This is a genomic window from Mesorhizobium sp. GW821-FHT04C10 (assembly GCF_059420305.1).
This window is the reverse complement of record NZ_JBWKTL010000001.1, coordinates 3,108,093-3,121,468: the sequence shown is the minus strand read 5'-3', so window position 1 is coordinate 3,121,468 and position 13,376 is coordinate 3,108,093. Positions and strand designations below refer to the sequence as shown.

20 protein-coding genes and 1 tRNA gene are annotated in these 13,376 nt (G+C 63.6%); 4 read left to right on the top strand and 17 right to left on the bottom strand.

From position 1 onward, the window contains the following. Positions 1–134: 134 nt before the first annotated feature. On the top strand, positions 135–1,178 hold the full coding sequence (locus tag AC07UC_RS15010; protein ID WP_494906549.1) for an alpha/beta hydrolase family protein: 1,044 nt from the start codon (positions 135–137) through the stop codon (positions 1,176–1,178). Positions 1,179–1,401: 223 nt separating this feature from the next. Here AC07UC_RS15010 and AC07UC_RS15005 read toward each other — a convergent pair whose 3' ends face one another. The 5 genes from AC07UC_RS15005 to AC07UC_RS14985 all read right to left on the bottom strand — a co-directional run bounded on the left by AC07UC_RS15005 (position 1,402) and on the right by AC07UC_RS14985 (position 4,996). Next, complete coding sequence (locus AC07UC_RS15005; protein WP_494906548.1) at positions 1,402–1,899, bottom strand: GAF domain-containing protein; 498 nt, start codon at positions 1,897–1,899, stop codon at positions 1,402–1,404. 181 nt (positions 1,900–2,080) lie between these two features. Then, a complete protein-coding gene (locus AC07UC_RS15000) occupies positions 2,081–2,395 on the bottom strand; it encodes a GYD domain-containing protein (protein ID WP_056570949.1) in 315 nt (104 codons plus the stop codon). A gap of 288 nt (positions 2,396–2,683) precedes the next feature. Further along, entirely contained in the window at positions 2,684–2,842 is a 159-nt protein-coding gene (locus tag AC07UC_RS14995; RefSeq protein ID WP_019859659.1) for a hypothetical protein, read from the bottom strand. 149 nt (positions 2,843–2,991) lie between these two features. Next, the gene (gene groL, locus AC07UC_RS14990) at positions 2,992–4,620 is read right to left on the bottom strand and encodes a chaperonin GroEL (RefSeq protein ID WP_202326566.1); all 1,629 of its coding nucleotides are present in this window, start codon (positions 4,618–4,620) and stop codon (positions 2,992–2,994) included. Positions 4,621–4,681: 61 nt separating this feature from the next. Beyond that, positions 4,682–4,996 carry a co-chaperone GroES gene (locus tag AC07UC_RS14985; protein WP_019859661.1) on the bottom strand — a complete coding sequence of 105 codons (315 nt, stop codon included), beginning with the start codon at positions 4,994–4,996 and terminating at the stop codon, positions 4,682–4,684. Positions 4,997–5,243: 247 nt separating this feature from the next. On the opposite strand from AC07UC_RS14985, the gene AC07UC_RS14980 reads away from it, so the two are divergent. Continuing rightward, on the top strand, positions 5,244–5,492 hold the full coding sequence (locus tag AC07UC_RS14980) for a hypothetical protein (protein WP_140774163.1): 249 nt from the start codon (positions 5,244–5,246) through the stop codon (positions 5,490–5,492). After that, positions 5,489–5,755: a DUF1488 family protein gene (locus AC07UC_RS14975; protein ID WP_140774164.1), complete on the top strand. Its 267-nt coding sequence runs from the start codon at positions 5,489–5,491 to the stop codon at positions 5,753–5,755. The genes AC07UC_RS14980 and AC07UC_RS14975 overlap by 4 nt, the downstream gene beginning before the upstream one ends. 38 nt (positions 5,756–5,793) lie before the next feature. Here the strand turns inward: AC07UC_RS14975 and AC07UC_RS14970 are convergent, their stop codons facing one another. From AC07UC_RS14970 to AC07UC_RS14955, 4 genes are all read right to left on the bottom strand, one after another. After that, entirely contained in the window at positions 5,794–5,985 is a 192-nt protein-coding gene (locus AC07UC_RS14970) for a hypothetical protein (protein ID WP_202326565.1), read from the bottom strand. Between the two features lie 5 nt (positions 5,986–5,990). After that, positions 5,991–6,197 carry a hypothetical protein gene (locus AC07UC_RS14965; RefSeq protein WP_202326564.1) on the bottom strand — a complete coding sequence of 69 codons (207 nt, stop codon included), beginning with the start codon at positions 6,195–6,197 and terminating at the stop codon, positions 5,991–5,993. Between the two features lie 191 nt (positions 6,198–6,388). Continuing rightward, a tRNA-Cys gene (locus AC07UC_RS14960) sits at positions 6,389–6,464 on the bottom strand. 121 nt (positions 6,465–6,585) lie between these two features. Further along, positions 6,586–7,353, bottom strand: a complete 768-nt coding sequence (locus AC07UC_RS14955) for a sulfite exporter TauE/SafE family protein (RefSeq protein ID WP_494906547.1) — start codon at positions 7,351–7,353, stop codon at positions 6,586–6,588. Positions 7,354–7,507: 154 nt separating this feature from the next. Here AC07UC_RS14955 and AC07UC_RS14950 point away from each other — a divergent pair, with 154 nt between their 5' ends. Further along, positions 7,508–8,407 (top strand): LysR family transcriptional regulator, encoded by a 900-nt coding sequence (locus tag AC07UC_RS14950; protein ID WP_494906546.1) that lies wholly within the window; start codon positions 7,508–7,510, stop codon positions 8,405–8,407. A 3-nt stretch (positions 8,408–8,410) separates the two neighbouring features. Here the strand turns inward: AC07UC_RS14950 and AC07UC_RS14945 are convergent, their stop codons facing one another. The 8 genes from AC07UC_RS14945 to AC07UC_RS14910 form a co-directional block, all read right to left on the bottom strand. Further along, entirely contained in the window at positions 8,411–9,472 is a 1,062-nt protein-coding gene (locus AC07UC_RS14945; protein WP_494906545.1) for a diguanylate cyclase domain-containing protein, read from the bottom strand. 193 nt (positions 9,473–9,665) lie between these two features. After that, positions 9,666–10,760: an acyltransferase family protein gene (locus tag AC07UC_RS14940; protein WP_494906544.1), complete on the bottom strand. Its 1,095-nt coding sequence runs from the start codon at positions 10,758–10,760 to the stop codon at positions 9,666–9,668. Between the two features lie 198 nt (positions 10,761–10,958). Beyond that, on the bottom strand, positions 10,959–11,351 hold the full coding sequence (locus AC07UC_RS14935; protein ID WP_494906543.1) for a DUF1801 domain-containing protein: 393 nt from the start codon (positions 11,349–11,351) through the stop codon (positions 10,959–10,961). A gap of 34 nt (positions 11,352–11,385) precedes the next feature. Further along, the gene (locus AC07UC_RS14930; protein WP_140774172.1) at positions 11,386–11,814 is read right to left on the bottom strand and encodes a DUF1801 domain-containing protein; all 429 of its coding nucleotides are present in this window, start codon (positions 11,812–11,814) and stop codon (positions 11,386–11,388) included. Between the two features lie 10 nt (positions 11,815–11,824). Continuing rightward, positions 11,825–12,046, bottom strand: a complete 222-nt coding sequence (locus AC07UC_RS14925; protein WP_202326558.1) for a hypothetical protein — start codon at positions 12,044–12,046, stop codon at positions 11,825–11,827. Between the two features lie 42 nt (positions 12,047–12,088). Continuing rightward, the gene (locus AC07UC_RS14920) at positions 12,089–12,481 is read right to left on the bottom strand and encodes a VOC family protein (protein WP_140774174.1); all 393 of its coding nucleotides are present in this window, start codon (positions 12,479–12,481) and stop codon (positions 12,089–12,091) included. Between the two features lie 77 nt (positions 12,482–12,558). After that, a complete protein-coding gene (locus AC07UC_RS14915) occupies positions 12,559–12,990 on the bottom strand; it encodes an SRPBCC family protein (protein WP_494906542.1) in 432 nt (143 codons plus the stop codon). Then, the gene (locus AC07UC_RS14910) at positions 12,987–13,310 is read right to left on the bottom strand and encodes an ArsR/SmtB family transcription factor (RefSeq protein ID WP_056570925.1); all 324 of its coding nucleotides are present in this window, start codon (positions 13,308–13,310) and stop codon (positions 12,987–12,989) included. The genes AC07UC_RS14915 and AC07UC_RS14910 overlap by 4 nt, the downstream gene beginning before the upstream one ends. Positions 13,311–13,376: the final 66 nt, after the last annotated feature.

The window sequence follows — 13,376 nt, the reverse complement described above, 5'->3', positions numbered from 1 at the left end:
GTTGGCCACCAGCCAGTCCTCGATCGCGATCGAGGTCGCCGACCTCGCGCAAATCGGCCGATATCGCGCCATCGACACAGGGAGCCGATGTCCTGGCCTCCAGCCATGGCACGCGCTCGACAATGGAGCGTTCAATGAAGTTCTGGATCACACTTTGCACCATCATCGTTTCGACAATGCTGGCGCAGAATGCCGCCAACGCCGGCGACGCTGTCGGCGTTCGTCACTTTCCCGCTCGCTCAGCCGAGCGCGGCACCGATCTCGACGTCACGGTCTGGTACCCGGCGCAGCCGGGCGGCGAGCCGGTCAATCTGGGCGACAGCGAGCTCTTCGTCGGCACGTCGGCCATGCGCGATGCACCGATGTCAGGTGGAAAATTTCCGCTGATCCTGCTGTCGCATGGCGCCGGGCTGGCGGGGACCCCGCAGGCGCTGAGCTGGATTGCAACGCCCTTGGCGAGGCAGGGCTTTGTCGTTGCCGCACCGACGCACCCAGGAAATGGTGGGAAAAACAGATCCGCCGCCGAGACGATGAAACTCTGGCTGCGGCCCGCCGACCTCACGGCGACGCTGGACGCGATCGGCAAGGTCTTCGGCGATCACCTCGAGCAAGGCAAAGTCGGCGTTCTCGGCCTTTCCATGGGGGGCAATACCGCACTGGCCATAGCCGGTGCCCGCGTCGACCCCAAGTTGCTGGCGGCCTATTGCGATACGGACGCGCTCAACGCCTCGCTTTGCCAGTGGATCAGGCAAAGCAGCGTTGATCTCCACGCCATGGATCTGCAGCCCGCCGGCCGCGACAACAGCGACGAACGCATCCGCTTCGCCATGGCGATCGATCCGGCTCCAGTCGATGTCTTTGACCTCAAGAGCTTCGCCGGCATCAAGATTCCGGCCGCCATCGTCAATCTCGGCCGGCCGGGAAAGATCCCTGCAACCGCCGACGCCTCCGGCATCGCAAAGGCGATTGCAAATGCAGGCTATGCGACGATCGAGGATGCCAGCCACTACAGCATGTTCGGCGCGTGCAAGCCTGGCGCGGCCGCGATCATCGTGTCCGAAGAGATCGGTGATCCCCTGTGCGATGATGGGGGTGGCCGCTCGCGCGAGGCGATCCATGCGCAGCTGATTGAGATGGCCGGGGCGGCTTTCGATGGTGCGCTGAAGGCGGGGCGGTAGGCTTGCCAGGTAAGTGCCCTACGGCGCCCCCCTCTGTCCTGCCGGACATCTCCCCCACTAGGGGGGAGATCGGCTACCTGCTTGGTCGGCGCTTTTCTTGCAACGGTGAAAATTGGCGAAGGCAGAGATGACATCCAATCTCCCCACCCGTGGGGGAGATGTCCGGCAGGACAGAAGGGACGCCGTAGAACTCAACGCCGACACTTATCCTGAAGACGACCGCTCAGTCCTCGAACGAACTCGCAGCCGCATAGATCGCCGCCAGCTTCTCGATACCCGCCTGGTCGGCCTGATCGAACCTTCCGGGCAGCGGGCTGTCGAGATCGAGCACGCCGAAGACGCCTTCTTCGTCTTCCAGAAGAACGACCAGTTCCGAGCGTGAATCCGCGTCACAGGCAATGTGGCCGGGGAAATCGTGCACATCCTTGATCAGCATGGAGGTGCCGAGTTCGACCGCCGTTCCGCACACGCCCTTGCCGACCGCGATGCGCACGCAGGCCGGCTTGCCCTGGAATGGTCCCAGCACCAGTTCCTCGTCCGAGGCCAGGAAATAGAAGCCGGCCCAGTTGAGGTCGGGCACCATCTGGAAGATCAGCGCCGCGGTGTTGGCGGCATTGGCGATCGAGTCATTCTCGCCTTCAAGCAGCGCCTTCAGTTGAGCGGCGAGGTCGCGGTAGAACGCGGCCTTGTCCGTGGTGTCGATGGGCTTGGCCGCAAACATGGCTTGTCTCCGAACTGAGAACGCGGTTCCGTTTCCGCAAGCTCTCTGCACCAAACGACCACCGCATGATACTAGCTTGAATTCCTGTCGCCGCGAAAGTGGCAAGAAGATGCCCTGTCCGGTATTCGGCAGCACGGCACGTCCATCGAACCGTGCTGCCTTGATCGGGAAGGCAAATCCATCAGCCGGCGGGTTTGTAAGCGCCGGCAGCCTTTTTGGCGGCCGCGAGCACTGCCTTCATGTCGAGTTCTTCCAGTACAACCATCTCGGTCAGCGAGCCGCTCGCTCGCACCGCAAGGGACATGCCAATCCCCGCTGACTGGTCCGGCACCTCGCCATTGACAACGACGTCATAGATGCCGCGCGTGAACATCACGCTGGTCACCTTGCCGCCCACACTTTCAAAAAGCGCCTTGACCGCGGCCTGCCTGTCCGAGCCTTGCATCAATCCCTTGGCGGCATGAGGCGCATAGTTTGCCAGGATAGTCACTTTCATGGGTATTTCCTCCAAATGTCATGTCTCGTGCTGCTCCACAATTCGAGCGTCACGGAGCGATTTATTTTTCGGAACAATCGCAGGCGCCCTTGGACGCGTTGGCGGCCAAGGGCCCACTGCCGGACAAATATGCGCTTAGGCTAATATAATGACAATACCGGATACGCCGATACTGCCGACAGGAAGGTGTCTGGCTGGATCACGCTCGGCCCGCGACGATCGAACTCGCGCCGCTGGCACGCGATGTGATGTTTGAATTGAACGGCCTGCAGCGTCGTGGCGCAGCGCTCACATCGGGCGCTTCGGTTCGCCCTTTTGTGGCGTTGCCGTGTCGGAATCGGATTTCTTGTGCTTGTCGGCGGCAATCCTGCGGATGCGGTCGAACCGGCTTTCCTCGGTGGTTTCGGTCGTGACGACCGTCTGTGGCTTCTGCGCGAACACGATCATGGATCGATCTCCTGGGCTAGAGGCCTGTGCGCCGGGAGAGAATCCCCCGGCGGTAGTCTTCCCCGGCTCAGAGAAGAGCCGACTTGGCGCGATTCAGGTCGGGTCGAAAGGCGGCTTCCATGAAGCCGCCCTTGCAGCCGGCTGGATAGTTAGTAACCGCCCATGCCGCCGCCGCCACCTGCCGGCGCCGCATCCTTGGCCGGAATGTCGGTGATCATGGCTTCGGCGGTGATCAGCAAGGCCGCGATCGAGCCGGCATCCTGCAGCGCGGTGCGCACCACTTTCGCCGGGTCGACGATGCCGGCCTTGATCATGTCGACATAGGTCTCGTTCTGGGCGTCAAAGCCCTGATTGTGGTCCTTGCTGTCGGAGAGCTTGCCGACGACGATGGAGCCCTCGACGCCGGAGTTCTCGGCGATCTGGCGGATCGGCGCTTCCAGCGCGCGCAGCACGATGGAGATACCGGCGGTGACATCGGCATTGGCGCCGTTGAGGCCGGCAAGTGCCGACCGGGCGCGCAGCAGGGCCACGCCGCCGCCGGGCACGATGCCTTCCTCGACCGCGGCGCGCGTCGCGTTCAGCGCGTCGTCGATGCGGTCCTTCTTTTCCTTGACTTCCGACTCGGTGACGCCGCCGACGCGGATGACGGCAACGCCGCCGGACAGCTTGGCCAGCCGCTCCTGCAGCTTCTCCTTGTCGTAGTCGGAGGTGGTCTCCTCGATCTGGCCCTTGATCTGGGCGACACGCGCCTGGATGGTCGCCTTGGTGCCGGCGCCGTCGATGATCGTGGTGGTGTCCTTCTCGATCAGCACGCGCTTGGCGCGGCCGAGCATCTCGATGGTGACGTTCTCGAGCTTGATACCGAGATCCTCCGAGATCATCTGGCCCGATGTGAGCACGGCGATGTCTTCCAGCATGGCCTTGCGGCGATCGCCGAAGCCCGGCGCCTTGACCGCCGCGACCTTGAGGCCGCCGCGCAGCTTGTTGACGACCAGCGTGGCGAGCGCCTCGCCCTCGACGTCTTCCGAAATGATCAGCAGCGGCCTGCCGCTCTGCACCACCGCTTCGAGGATCGGCAGCATCGCCTGCAGATTGCCGAGCTTCTTCTCGTGGATGAGGATGTAGGGCTCCTCCAGTTCAGCGCGCATCTTGTCGGCATTGGTGACGAAATACGGGCTGAGATAGCCGCGGTCGAACTGCATGCCCTCGACGACGTCGAGCTCGGTTTCGGCGGTCTTGGCTTCCTCGACGGTGATGACGCCGTCATTGCCGACCTTGTCCATCGCCTTGGCGATCATCTCGCCCACGGTAGCGTCGCCATTGGCGGCGATGGTGCCGACCTGCGCGATCTCGGCCGACGACTTGACCTTCTTGGCCTTGGCCTTGATTTCCCCGACGACGGCGGCAACGGCCTGGTCGATGCCGCGCTTGAGGTCCATCGGGTTCATGCCGGCGGCAACCAGCTTGGCGCCCTCGCGCAGGATCGAGGCGGCCAGCACCGTGGCGGTGGTGGTGCCGTCGCCGGCGAGGTCGTTGGTCTTCGAGGCCACTTCGCGCACCATCTGCGCGCCCATGTTCTCGAACTTGTCGGCAAGCTCGATCTCCTTGGCGACGGTGACGCCGTCCTTGGTGATGCGCGGCGCGCCATAGGCCTTGTCGATGATGACGTTGCGGCCCTTGGGGCCGAGCGTGACCTTCACCGCATTGGTGAGGATCTCGACGCCGCGCAGCATACGGTCGCGCGCGTCGGTGGCGAATTTGATTTCCTTGGCAGACATATTTTTATCCCGTTCGAATTTGGAGTGGATTCGTCGCCGCGCGGAACGCGCGGCGCTCCAGTCAGGCGGCCTTCTTGGCTTCGACGCTCTTTTCGATGACGCCCATGATGTCGGCTTCCTTCATGATCAGCAGGTCCTCGCCGTCGATCTTGACCTCGGTGCCTGACCATTTGCCGAACAGGATCAGGTCGCCGGCCTTGACGTCGAGCGGAACAAGCGCGCCGTTTTCGTCGCGCGCGCCGGGGCCGACGGCGATGACTTCGCCTTCCTGCGGCTTTTCCTTGGCATTGTCGGGAATGATGATGCCGCCTTTTGATTTGGTATCGCCTTCGGCGCGCCGGATGACGACGCGGTCGTGGAGTGGCCGAAACTTCATGAAAACTTCTTTCTGGGGCCGGCATAGGCGGCCGCTGCTCTGCTATAGGCGCTTTGGCACTCGATAGATAGGAGTGCCAAAAATTATTCGAGGGACCAATTAAATATTGAAAAGTATTATTTCGCCTATCCGTTTCGTGATATCCGAAAGCGGTCAAATAATTCAAAAAATTGAATTTTGCCGGTCGAGTGCCTATTTATCGGACAAGTTCATTTTCACGATTCCAGGTACCAAGGAGATTTATGCGATGGCCGACGGCAATCAGACGATCATGGAAAAAGCTGAAGCCCGCTTTGTCGACAAGCAGAAGAAGACGGCCGAGCGCAACAAGGCAACCGCCGAGTACATGTCCGAGGCAAGGGCAAGGGAGATCAAGACGGCAAGGCTGCGGGAATTGCGGCTGGCCAAGGAAGAGGCGGACCGCGTCGCCGAAGCCCTGAACCCGACGCCGAAGAAGAAGCGGGCGACCAAGAAGGTGACGGAGGCCAAGACATGAGCCTGACCTTCCCCAATCGCAGCCGCAGCTACGACGAAGCCGGCAGGCGCATCCGTTTCGTCGGCCATGACGGCATGTTCCAGATTTCCTTTTCGGTCGCCGCCGATGCGATGACCCGGATCCAGCCGGCGACCGCCGCCAACGAGGCAGGCTACCTCGCGACATTCGACACCGAGAGCAGCGCTATCCGCAACGTTGCTTCGAAGGCTTACGACCGCACCCGCAAAAGCATGTATGTGCTGACGGCCGACGACTTCAGCTGAAGCTATAATGGTCTGGATGGCCGCGGGACGGCCAGGGGTCAGGGCTTGCGCTCCGCCCTCTCCCGGCGCTTGATGTCGCGGACATTCATCTGATCGAGCATGGCGTTGGCGTCGCGCGGGTTCATGCCGACCATTACTCTTTGCCTGACCTCGACCGGCTGGCCGGTGAAGACATCGATGATGGCCCAGCTCTGGGGCAAGTCCATGCGCAGTGCGTATCGATTTGCCATGCTGCTCAGCCCTGCATCATGAAAAACACCGTGCCCAGGACCAGTATCGTCCAGGCAATCACCGACAGCTTCAGCGCCATGCCGCCATGCGTGGCCACAGCCTCGCGCAGGCGCGACGCGATGCCCGCCGAAGCGGCCGGCGCCGCCGTGACGGCGACGGACGGCTTGGTGCCGAGTTTTCCAAAGACGGGCAGCAGCGACGGTTCACGCACGAAAATGACCTCGAATGTCGGGGGAAAATCGGAGCAAGCATGCCCACCCCCTTGCCATAGCACTCTTTTGGCGAGCGCCCTGCATGCCAAATTCAAATAGATGGTTTTAAGCTCGCCCCTCGCCTTCATGGCCGGAACGCGCAAATCGGCCGCGACAGGGGGCCGGCGCAGGGTCTCTTCCAAATGATTTTTGGAGGCCTCGCCTCGGGATCGAACCGAGGCTTCAGAGATTTGCAGTCTCCAGCGTCGCCGCTCCGCCACGAGGCCATCGCGGTCGACCTAACCGGCAAATGCTTGCGGAAAAGTTAAGCGCCGAGCGCGTTCTGTCGGCACGTTGAAAAATGCCTCCCCGCGTCGTCATGGAACCGCTTTTCGGAAGTGGACCGGCTCAGCGGCCGAGGATGGAATCCAGCACGGGAAGGCTGACGATCGAGGCCATGGCGATGAGCCCGTAACAGGCCCAGCGATAGCCGCGCTCGGTCGTGCGGCCGAACAGATGCGAGCCGAGATAGAGACCAAATCCATAGAACGGGCCTGTCACCAGCGCCAGGGCAAGGACCGGCAGCGTGATCAGCCCTCCGGCGAGATAGCTGGCGGCGGTCAGCGCGCTCGACAGGGCGAAATACAAGATGATGTTGGCGCGCACGATCTCGCCATTGCCGCCCCCGCCCAGCCAATAGGCCACGACCGGCGGGCCGCCGACCTGGGCAGCACCGGAGAAGAAGCCGGCGAGCCCGCCGACGCCGACCGTCAGCGGTGTCGCAGGACGGCCATGATAGCGCCAGCCCGACATCAACACGCCGAGCAGCAGCACCACCAGGGCCACGATGCCCCAGCGCAGCGCCAGCGGGTCCATCCGCGCCAGCGCATAGGTGCCGAGCGGCACGCCGACCAGCGCGCCGAGCGTCATCGTGCCGACGCTCGGCCGGTCCGCCAGCAGCCAGCCGCGCGGCAGCAGGCCAAGGGCGGCGACCGCGTCGATGATCAAGAGCAGCGGCGCCGTCAATTTCGGCCCGATAATCGAGCTTGCCAGCGGCATGAAGATCAGCGCCGCGCCGAAGCCGGAAAAGCCGCGCGCCAGGCCGGCGATGAAAGCCACCGCCAGCAGGAACAGCACCGCGCCGCCTGAGTGGCCCGCGACAGACAGATCGGCCATGCTCATATCCGATCGGAGCCGTAGGCTCTGTACTTCATTGTGCGCGGGAAGTCGTAGGCGAGGATCACGTCGTCTCTCCGATGATGGACACAGCGACCTTAACGCAGCATTCTCGCAGCTTCATGCTGAAAGATCGCCTGATTGAGCTGCAAAAATGCACGATATCGACTGGAATGACCTGCGCTACGTGCTGGCGCTGACCCGTGAAGGGTCCTTCGCCGCTGCCGGTCGCCGGCTCGGGCTGGATCCGACGACGGTGGCGCGGCGCCTGCGGGCGATAGAGCGGGCGCTCGGCGCGCGCCTGTTCGAACGCGGCGCGGAAGGCGAAATGCGGCCAACGCAGGCCGGCGAGGTCGCGGCCGGCCGGGCCGAAGCCATCGAGGCCGAGATCGGCGGGCTGACGCTGGCGGTCAAGGGCGCCGACAGCGAGATCAGCGGCACGGTGCGGGTCACCGCCGTGCCGATCCTGATCAACCGGGTGCTGATCCCAGCTGTTCCCGACCTTGTCGCCCGCCATCCGGGATTGCGGCTGGAACTGGTCGCCGACCCGCACGACGTCAGCCTGACCCGTCGCGAGGCGGACATTGCGCTGCGGCTTGCCCGGCCGGGGTCGGAGACCGGCGGCCGGATCATCGCCAGGCGCATCGGCACGCTCGCCTATGCCGCCTACGCGGCGAGCAATCGCTCGGCGCCCGATTTGCCCGGGCAGAGCATCGACCTGCCCTGGCTGACCTACGAGGACGGCATGGCATATCTGCCGCAGGCGCGCTGGATCGCCGGCGTCGCCCGCAAGGATGGCTATGCCCCGCTTTTCGTCAACGATGCCGAACCGCTGGTGCAGGCGATCCTCGCCGGCCTTGGCCGCTCGCTGCTGCCCTGCATTGCCGCCGATCACATCGCCGGGCTTACGCGCATGCCGCAGGACGGCCACCCATTCCCGGCGCGCGAATTGTGGCTGCTGACCCATCCCGATCTGCGCCACCTCGCCCGAATCGCAGCGGTCGTCGCATGGATCGAAGCAACGATCCAGCGGCTCGAGACCAGGAAGGCCTAGTGGTTACGCAGCGGCACTGCGGCCTTTCGCGCCGGTCACCGCCTTGAATATGCGGAACGTGTTGCGGCCCGCCGCCTTGGCGGCATAGAGCGCGGTGTCGGCCTGCGCGAACAGGTCGCAAGGCAAGCCTGTCCCGGCAAACGCGACGCCGACCGAGGCGCCGAGCCTCAGCGACTGGCCGCGGATCGCGACCGGCCTGCTCATCGCCTCGATGATATCGCGCGCCACGCCGGAGACCGCACCGCGGTCGAGATGCGACCCGAGCAGCACCGCGAATTCGTCGCCGCCGACACGCGCCACCAGTTCCGCCTCGCCGCACCCGCCGGCGAGGCGCTCGGCCGCCGCCTTCAGGCACCCGTCGCCAATGACGTGGCCGAACGTGTCGTTGACCGCCTTGAAGCCGTCGAGGTCGATCAAAAGCAGCGCGCCGAGCGGACGTGCTTCGTCGGCATGCGCCAGCCGCGCCTGGAACCGGGCGCGGTTGGCAAGCCCGGTCATGGCGTCGAATTCGGCGAGATAGCGCATCCGGTCCGACAGGATCTTTTCCTCGGTGATGTCCTGCTTCATGCCGAAGATGCGCACCGGCACGCCGGCTTCGCACTCGACGCTCGCGGTGATACGGATCCAGCGGCTATGTCCCGCGAAAGTGGTGATCTCGGCGTCGAGGGTAAAACCGCTGCGTTCGGCAATGGCCTGGCTGCGCAAACTGTCCAGCGCCTTGCGCGACTCCGGCGGATAGCACTTGATGATTTCGCTTCGATCGAGCGCGGCGCCGCGCGGCAGATCGAACAGATCATAGATCACATCTGTCCAGGTCAGCCGTTCGCCGGGCAGGCTGCATTCCCAAACGCCGATGCGCGCCGCGACCGACGCCCGGTCGAAGATCTTGCGGCTGTGGGCCAGCGAAACCTGCTGCGTGGCGATCAGCGCGGCCTGCGCGGCGAGTTCCTCCTTGAGCCTGGCGATGGTTGCGGCATCGCGGCGCTGTTCGTCTGCGCTGCCCTGCCCCACCCGCTTGCCGGGCTGCGAGGCCGGGCCTTTCGGGGTGTATGATGTATCGGGCATGGAGAAACTCCTGGCGGGCGACCACCATGGCGCACAGCCCTTAAAACTTCGCTGACGGCCGCTAGCTTAGCCGGAAACTGCGGGGAGCCTATGGGAACAAGGTCGCAGCGGGCCACTGGCTGCGGACCGCCCGTGGCCCAGTGAGATGCTGGTGTGGCTGCGGGACGGCTGAGGCTGGCCTCCCGCTGCTCGACTATATGCGGCTTGATTGGGCGGCAGTGGCGGGCAGCGCCGCCTTAGATGCCGCTTGTGGCGCACTGTTGTCGACATGCGCCCAGGCCGGCCGCTCGAACAGGAACATGCCGAAGCCGATACGCTGGATGATGAGGTAGAGCACGACCGGACTGATGATCGAGACCAGCAGCACCGCCAGGCTGAGCATGCCTGTGTCGGTCAGCAGGCCGCTTGCGAGCGCGGCGCCGCGAAAGAGCGACATCGGGATGGTGAAGGCGACATAGACGACCAGCGAATGCTCGCCGAGCCAGCGCAGCCACTCCATGACAGGGAATGCCGACAGGAAACCGCCAAGCACGCACAGCGCCACGGCGCCGGCGACGGCCAGAGTGAGATGCAGCGGCGGCCATGCCGCCAGGCCCATCTGCATGCCGACCGGCTGCATGGCATAACCCGGCGAATAGACGAGCAGGCCGTTGACGACAGCCCACAAGAGCAGGCCGGCGACGGCCAGCATGGGGCGGGGTTGCGTCCATTCGACGAGCCGGAACACCAGCGGCGCCAAGAGGAAGCCGAGATAGAAGAACACGAAATAGGCCGCGAACTGTTCAAGCGCGTAGCTGTCTGGATGCGGAGCCCACATCTGCAGGCCGGCAGCGACCGGGATGACGATCCAGGCCGGCACGCGGAATTGCCGCAAAAGCTTGGCGACCAGGCCGAACACCGCCAGCATGTAGATGAACCACAGCACGCCATAGGGCTGGACGACGGCCATTGCGAGGTCGTGCAGCATGCCGCCCGGATCCCGGCTGAAGATGCCGATCTTCAGTCCGATCGAGATGATCGCCCACAGCACGTAGAAATAGAGATAGTGGACGACGCGCCGGTCGACATAGCGCCGCCACGGCCGGTCGATCACCTGCGACAGGAACAGTCCGGAGATCAGGAAGAATTCCGGCATGCGGAACGGCGTCGCGAAGCCGATGACATAGTGCAGGAAGCCCACACCACCCGTGTACTCGCCGGTGTTGTAGGCGGAATACATCATGACCACGAGGATGATCGAGAGGCCTTTGGCCGTGTCCACCCACGGCATGCGCATCGGGCTGTTCATGGCAAATCCATCCGGGGCCGGCCAAGGTGGCCAGCCATCATTCCGAGATGTCTAGCACCATCAAGCTTCCCAGATCGTAAACGCGGCTGGTTTTGTGGGGCAGACGGCGAGCCACTCTTGCTTGCTGCCTTGCAGCGTCAAAGTCATTGCCAATCTTCTGGCGTCGGCGACGGTTATGCGCAATGGGCCATGACGCAGTTACTTCCGCCCCTTCGATTTGTTCAGCGCCACGGCAGCCCGCACCAGCGCCTTGAAGGCTTCTTCGTTGACCTCCTCACCCTTCTGAAAATCGATAGCCCGCCGCGTATTGCCTTCAAGGCTCGAGTTGAACAATCCCGCCGGATCGGGCAGCGCCGCGCCCTTGGCGAAGGTCAGCTTGACGACGCTCTTGTAGGTCTCGCCGGTACAGATCATGCCGTCATGCTCCCACACCGGAACCCCGCGCCACTTCCATGTCTCGACCACATCGGGATCGGCTTGATGGATGAGCGCGCGCAGCCGGCCGAGCATCTCGCCGCGCCAGTCGCCCAGCTCCGTGATCCTGCCGTCGATCAGTTCGGAGGGGGATTTGCTCTCCTGCGATCCGGTCATGTCGTTCTCCTCAAAAAAATGAACAATAGCGCGCTCACATGCGCTCGCCAGGCAATTGGCTAGCCTGCTTCACCCAAGCGCTGAATTGCGCCTCGTCGAACGGATCGTCCTCGTGGATGTTGAGGTAGCGCGTGTCCTGGCTCTTGGATTCGCCTGGCGGCACCGGATCCAGCGACATGCCGCGAAAGAAAGCCACCTTGATGTATCTGGTGAAGCAGTGGAGGCCGAGGAACCAGCCCTGGCCTTCGACGCCATAAAGCGGCGAATTCCATTTCACCGCCTTGTGCACGCCGGGCACGGCCCGCTCGATGAGCGCATCGAGCCGCCCGCCCATCGCGCGCTTCCAGCCCGGCATCGCCGCGATATAGGCCTGCACCGGGGCATCGCCATAGCCCTTGGCGATCTGCGGATTGCCGCCGGAAAGCAGCTTCGGCTCAGCCTTGGCCGGTGTCGACTTGGCCATACGCTTCCTCCTATCCGTTGACCCGCTGCACGCCGCGTCCTTTCCCGATATAGGGCAGCACGAACATATAGAGGCCGCTGAACAGCATAAGGAAGAGCGGCGGCAGTGGCGAATAGACCACCCAGGCGGGCGGCTGTCCAAAGGCCATGGTGACGAAATTGGCGACGACGGTTGCCGTGAAAACGATCGACAGCCAGCGATGCGCCTGCCTGATCCATTTGCTCCAGTCCAATTTTACCTCCTTGGAAAAACGCTTGAAACCAGCCGGGCGCTGCTACCAGCGCGCCAACTCCGTGATCTGGATGAGATTGCCGCAGCCATCGTTCAGCTTGGCGATGGTCGAGCCGGTCACTTCGGTCGGGGCCATGGCGAAATTGCCGCCGCGCGCCGTGATGCGCTCATGATCGCCCTTGATGTCGTCGGTGAAGAACATCACCGCCGGCTGGCCCTGTTCGAACATCGCCTGCTGGTAGGCCTTGGCCGCCGGCTGGTTGTTGAGCGCCAGCTGCAGCTCGGTGCCCTCGGGCTCATCCGGCGAGGCGACCGTCAGCCAGCGGAACGGCCCATTGCTGAAATCGGCCTTCTTGGTCAGGCCGAGCACGCCGGTGTAGAAGGCAAGCGCCTTTTCCTGATCATCCACATAGATGCTGGTCAGTTTGATCTTCATCGTTTTCCTCCATAGGTTTTGCTGGCGGCCAAGCCGCCCGGTGAAGTCAGGTGTTGGGTTCGTTCGGCCGGTGGAGTTCAGTCCGTCCGGTCGAGAAGCTGCTCCAGCTTCTCGAAGAATTGCGGCCAACCGGTTCTTGCGCCGCCATAGGCGCGCCGCTGGTCAGGCCGGAAGCCGGATTGTTCCATGCGCAGATGCGTTCCGGTCGATGTCGGGGTGAGCGTGAAGGTCACCACGCTCCTGAGATCGAACGCCGGATCCTGGTGCACGAGGTTCCAGCTGTAGGACAGCGTCTTGTTCGGTTCGACGGCCAGCACCTCGCAGTCCAGCACGCCGCCCCAATCGGCGCTGATGTTGAAGCGGTGACCAACAGCGGGCTTGAAATCGTTCTTCATCAGCCACTCCTCGATCAGATGCGGTTGCGTCAGCGCGCGCCAGAGCTTTTCCGGCGGATGGGAAATCTGCCGCTCGACGACGACAGTGCGGGTCTCCTGGGCACTATCGTTCACTGGTCCATCCTTTTGAGCAAATCCTCGAGATCGTCGAACCGGCTTTCCCAGAACCCGGCCATCTCACGCGTCCAGTCCATCAGCGGCGCCAGCGCACCGAGCTGCGCGCTGTAATGTGTCTGGCGCCCTTCATGGCGGTCGCGCACCAGACCGGCCTGCTTGAGCACGCCGAGATGTTTCGACACCGCCGGCTGCGACACGCCGGACTGGCTCGTCAGCGCCCCCACCGTCTGCTCGCCCTGGCGGCACAGCCGTTCGAAGATCGCCCGCCTGGTCGGGTCGGCGAGCGTCCTGAAGAGCATGTCATGAGCGTCCGGCATGTCGATCGATAACCCGTTGGCTATTGGTTGACGTATAACCAGAGAGATATATGTTCGTCAAGAGCG

Coding starts and splice junctions, on each gene's coding strand:
- AC07UC_RS14980 (WP_140774163.1), top strand. CDS start 5,244: ATGGCCGACGGCAATCAGACGATCATGGAAAAAGCTGAAGCCCGCTTT.
- AC07UC_RS14970 (WP_202326565.1), bottom strand. CDS start 5,985: ATGGCAAATCGATACGCACTGCGCATGGACTTGCCCCAGAGCTGGGCC.
- AC07UC_RS14930 (WP_140774172.1), bottom strand. CDS start 11,814: ATGGCCAAGTCGACACCGGCCAAGGCTGAGCCGAAGCTGCTTTCCGGC.
- AC07UC_RS14955 (WP_494906547.1), bottom strand. CDS start 7,353: ATGGCCGATCTGTCTGTCGCGGGCCACTCAGGCGGCGCGGTGCTGTTC.
- AC07UC_RS14920 (WP_140774174.1), bottom strand. CDS start 12,481: ATGAAGATCAAACTGACCAGCATCTATGTGGATGATCAGGAAAAGGCG.
- AC07UC_RS14935 (WP_494906543.1), bottom strand. CDS start 11,351: ATGACCGGATCGCAGGAGAGCAAATCCCCCTCCGAACTGATCGACGGC.
- AC07UC_RS14995 (WP_019859659.1), bottom strand. CDS start 2,842: ATGATCGTGTTCGCGCAGAAGCCACAGACGGTCGTCACGACCGAAACC.
- AC07UC_RS14975 (WP_140774164.1), top strand. CDS start 5,489: ATGAGCCTGACCTTCCCCAATCGCAGCCGCAGCTACGACGAAGCCGGC.
- AC07UC_RS15000 (WP_056570949.1), bottom strand. CDS start 2,395: ATGAAAGTGACTATCCTGGCAAACTATGCGCCTCATGCCGCCAAGGGA.
- AC07UC_RS15005 (WP_494906548.1), bottom strand. CDS start 1,899: ATGTTTGCGGCCAAGCCCATCGACACCACGGACAAGGCCGCGTTCTAC.
- AC07UC_RS14945 (WP_494906545.1), bottom strand. CDS start 9,472: ATGCCCGATACATCATACACCCCGAAAGGCCCGGCCTCGCAGCCCGGC.
- AC07UC_RS14950 (WP_494906546.1), top strand. CDS start 7,508: ATGCACGATATCGACTGGAATGACCTGCGCTACGTGCTGGCGCTGACC.
- AC07UC_RS14910 (WP_056570925.1), bottom strand. CDS start 13,310: ATGCCGGACGCTCATGACATGCTCTTCAGGACGCTCGCCGACCCGACC.
- AC07UC_RS14985 (WP_019859661.1), bottom strand. CDS start 4,996: ATGAAGTTTCGGCCACTCCACGACCGCGTCGTCATCCGGCGCGCCGAA.
- AC07UC_RS15010 (WP_494906549.1), top strand. CDS start 135: ATGAAGTTCTGGATCACACTTTGCACCATCATCGTTTCGACAATGCTG.
- AC07UC_RS14940 (WP_494906544.1), bottom strand. CDS start 10,760: ATGAACAGCCCGATGCGCATGCCGTGGGTGGACACGGCCAAAGGCCTC.
- groL (WP_202326566.1), bottom strand. CDS start 4,620: ATGTCTGCCAAGGAAATCAAATTCGCCACCGACGCGCGCGACCGTATG.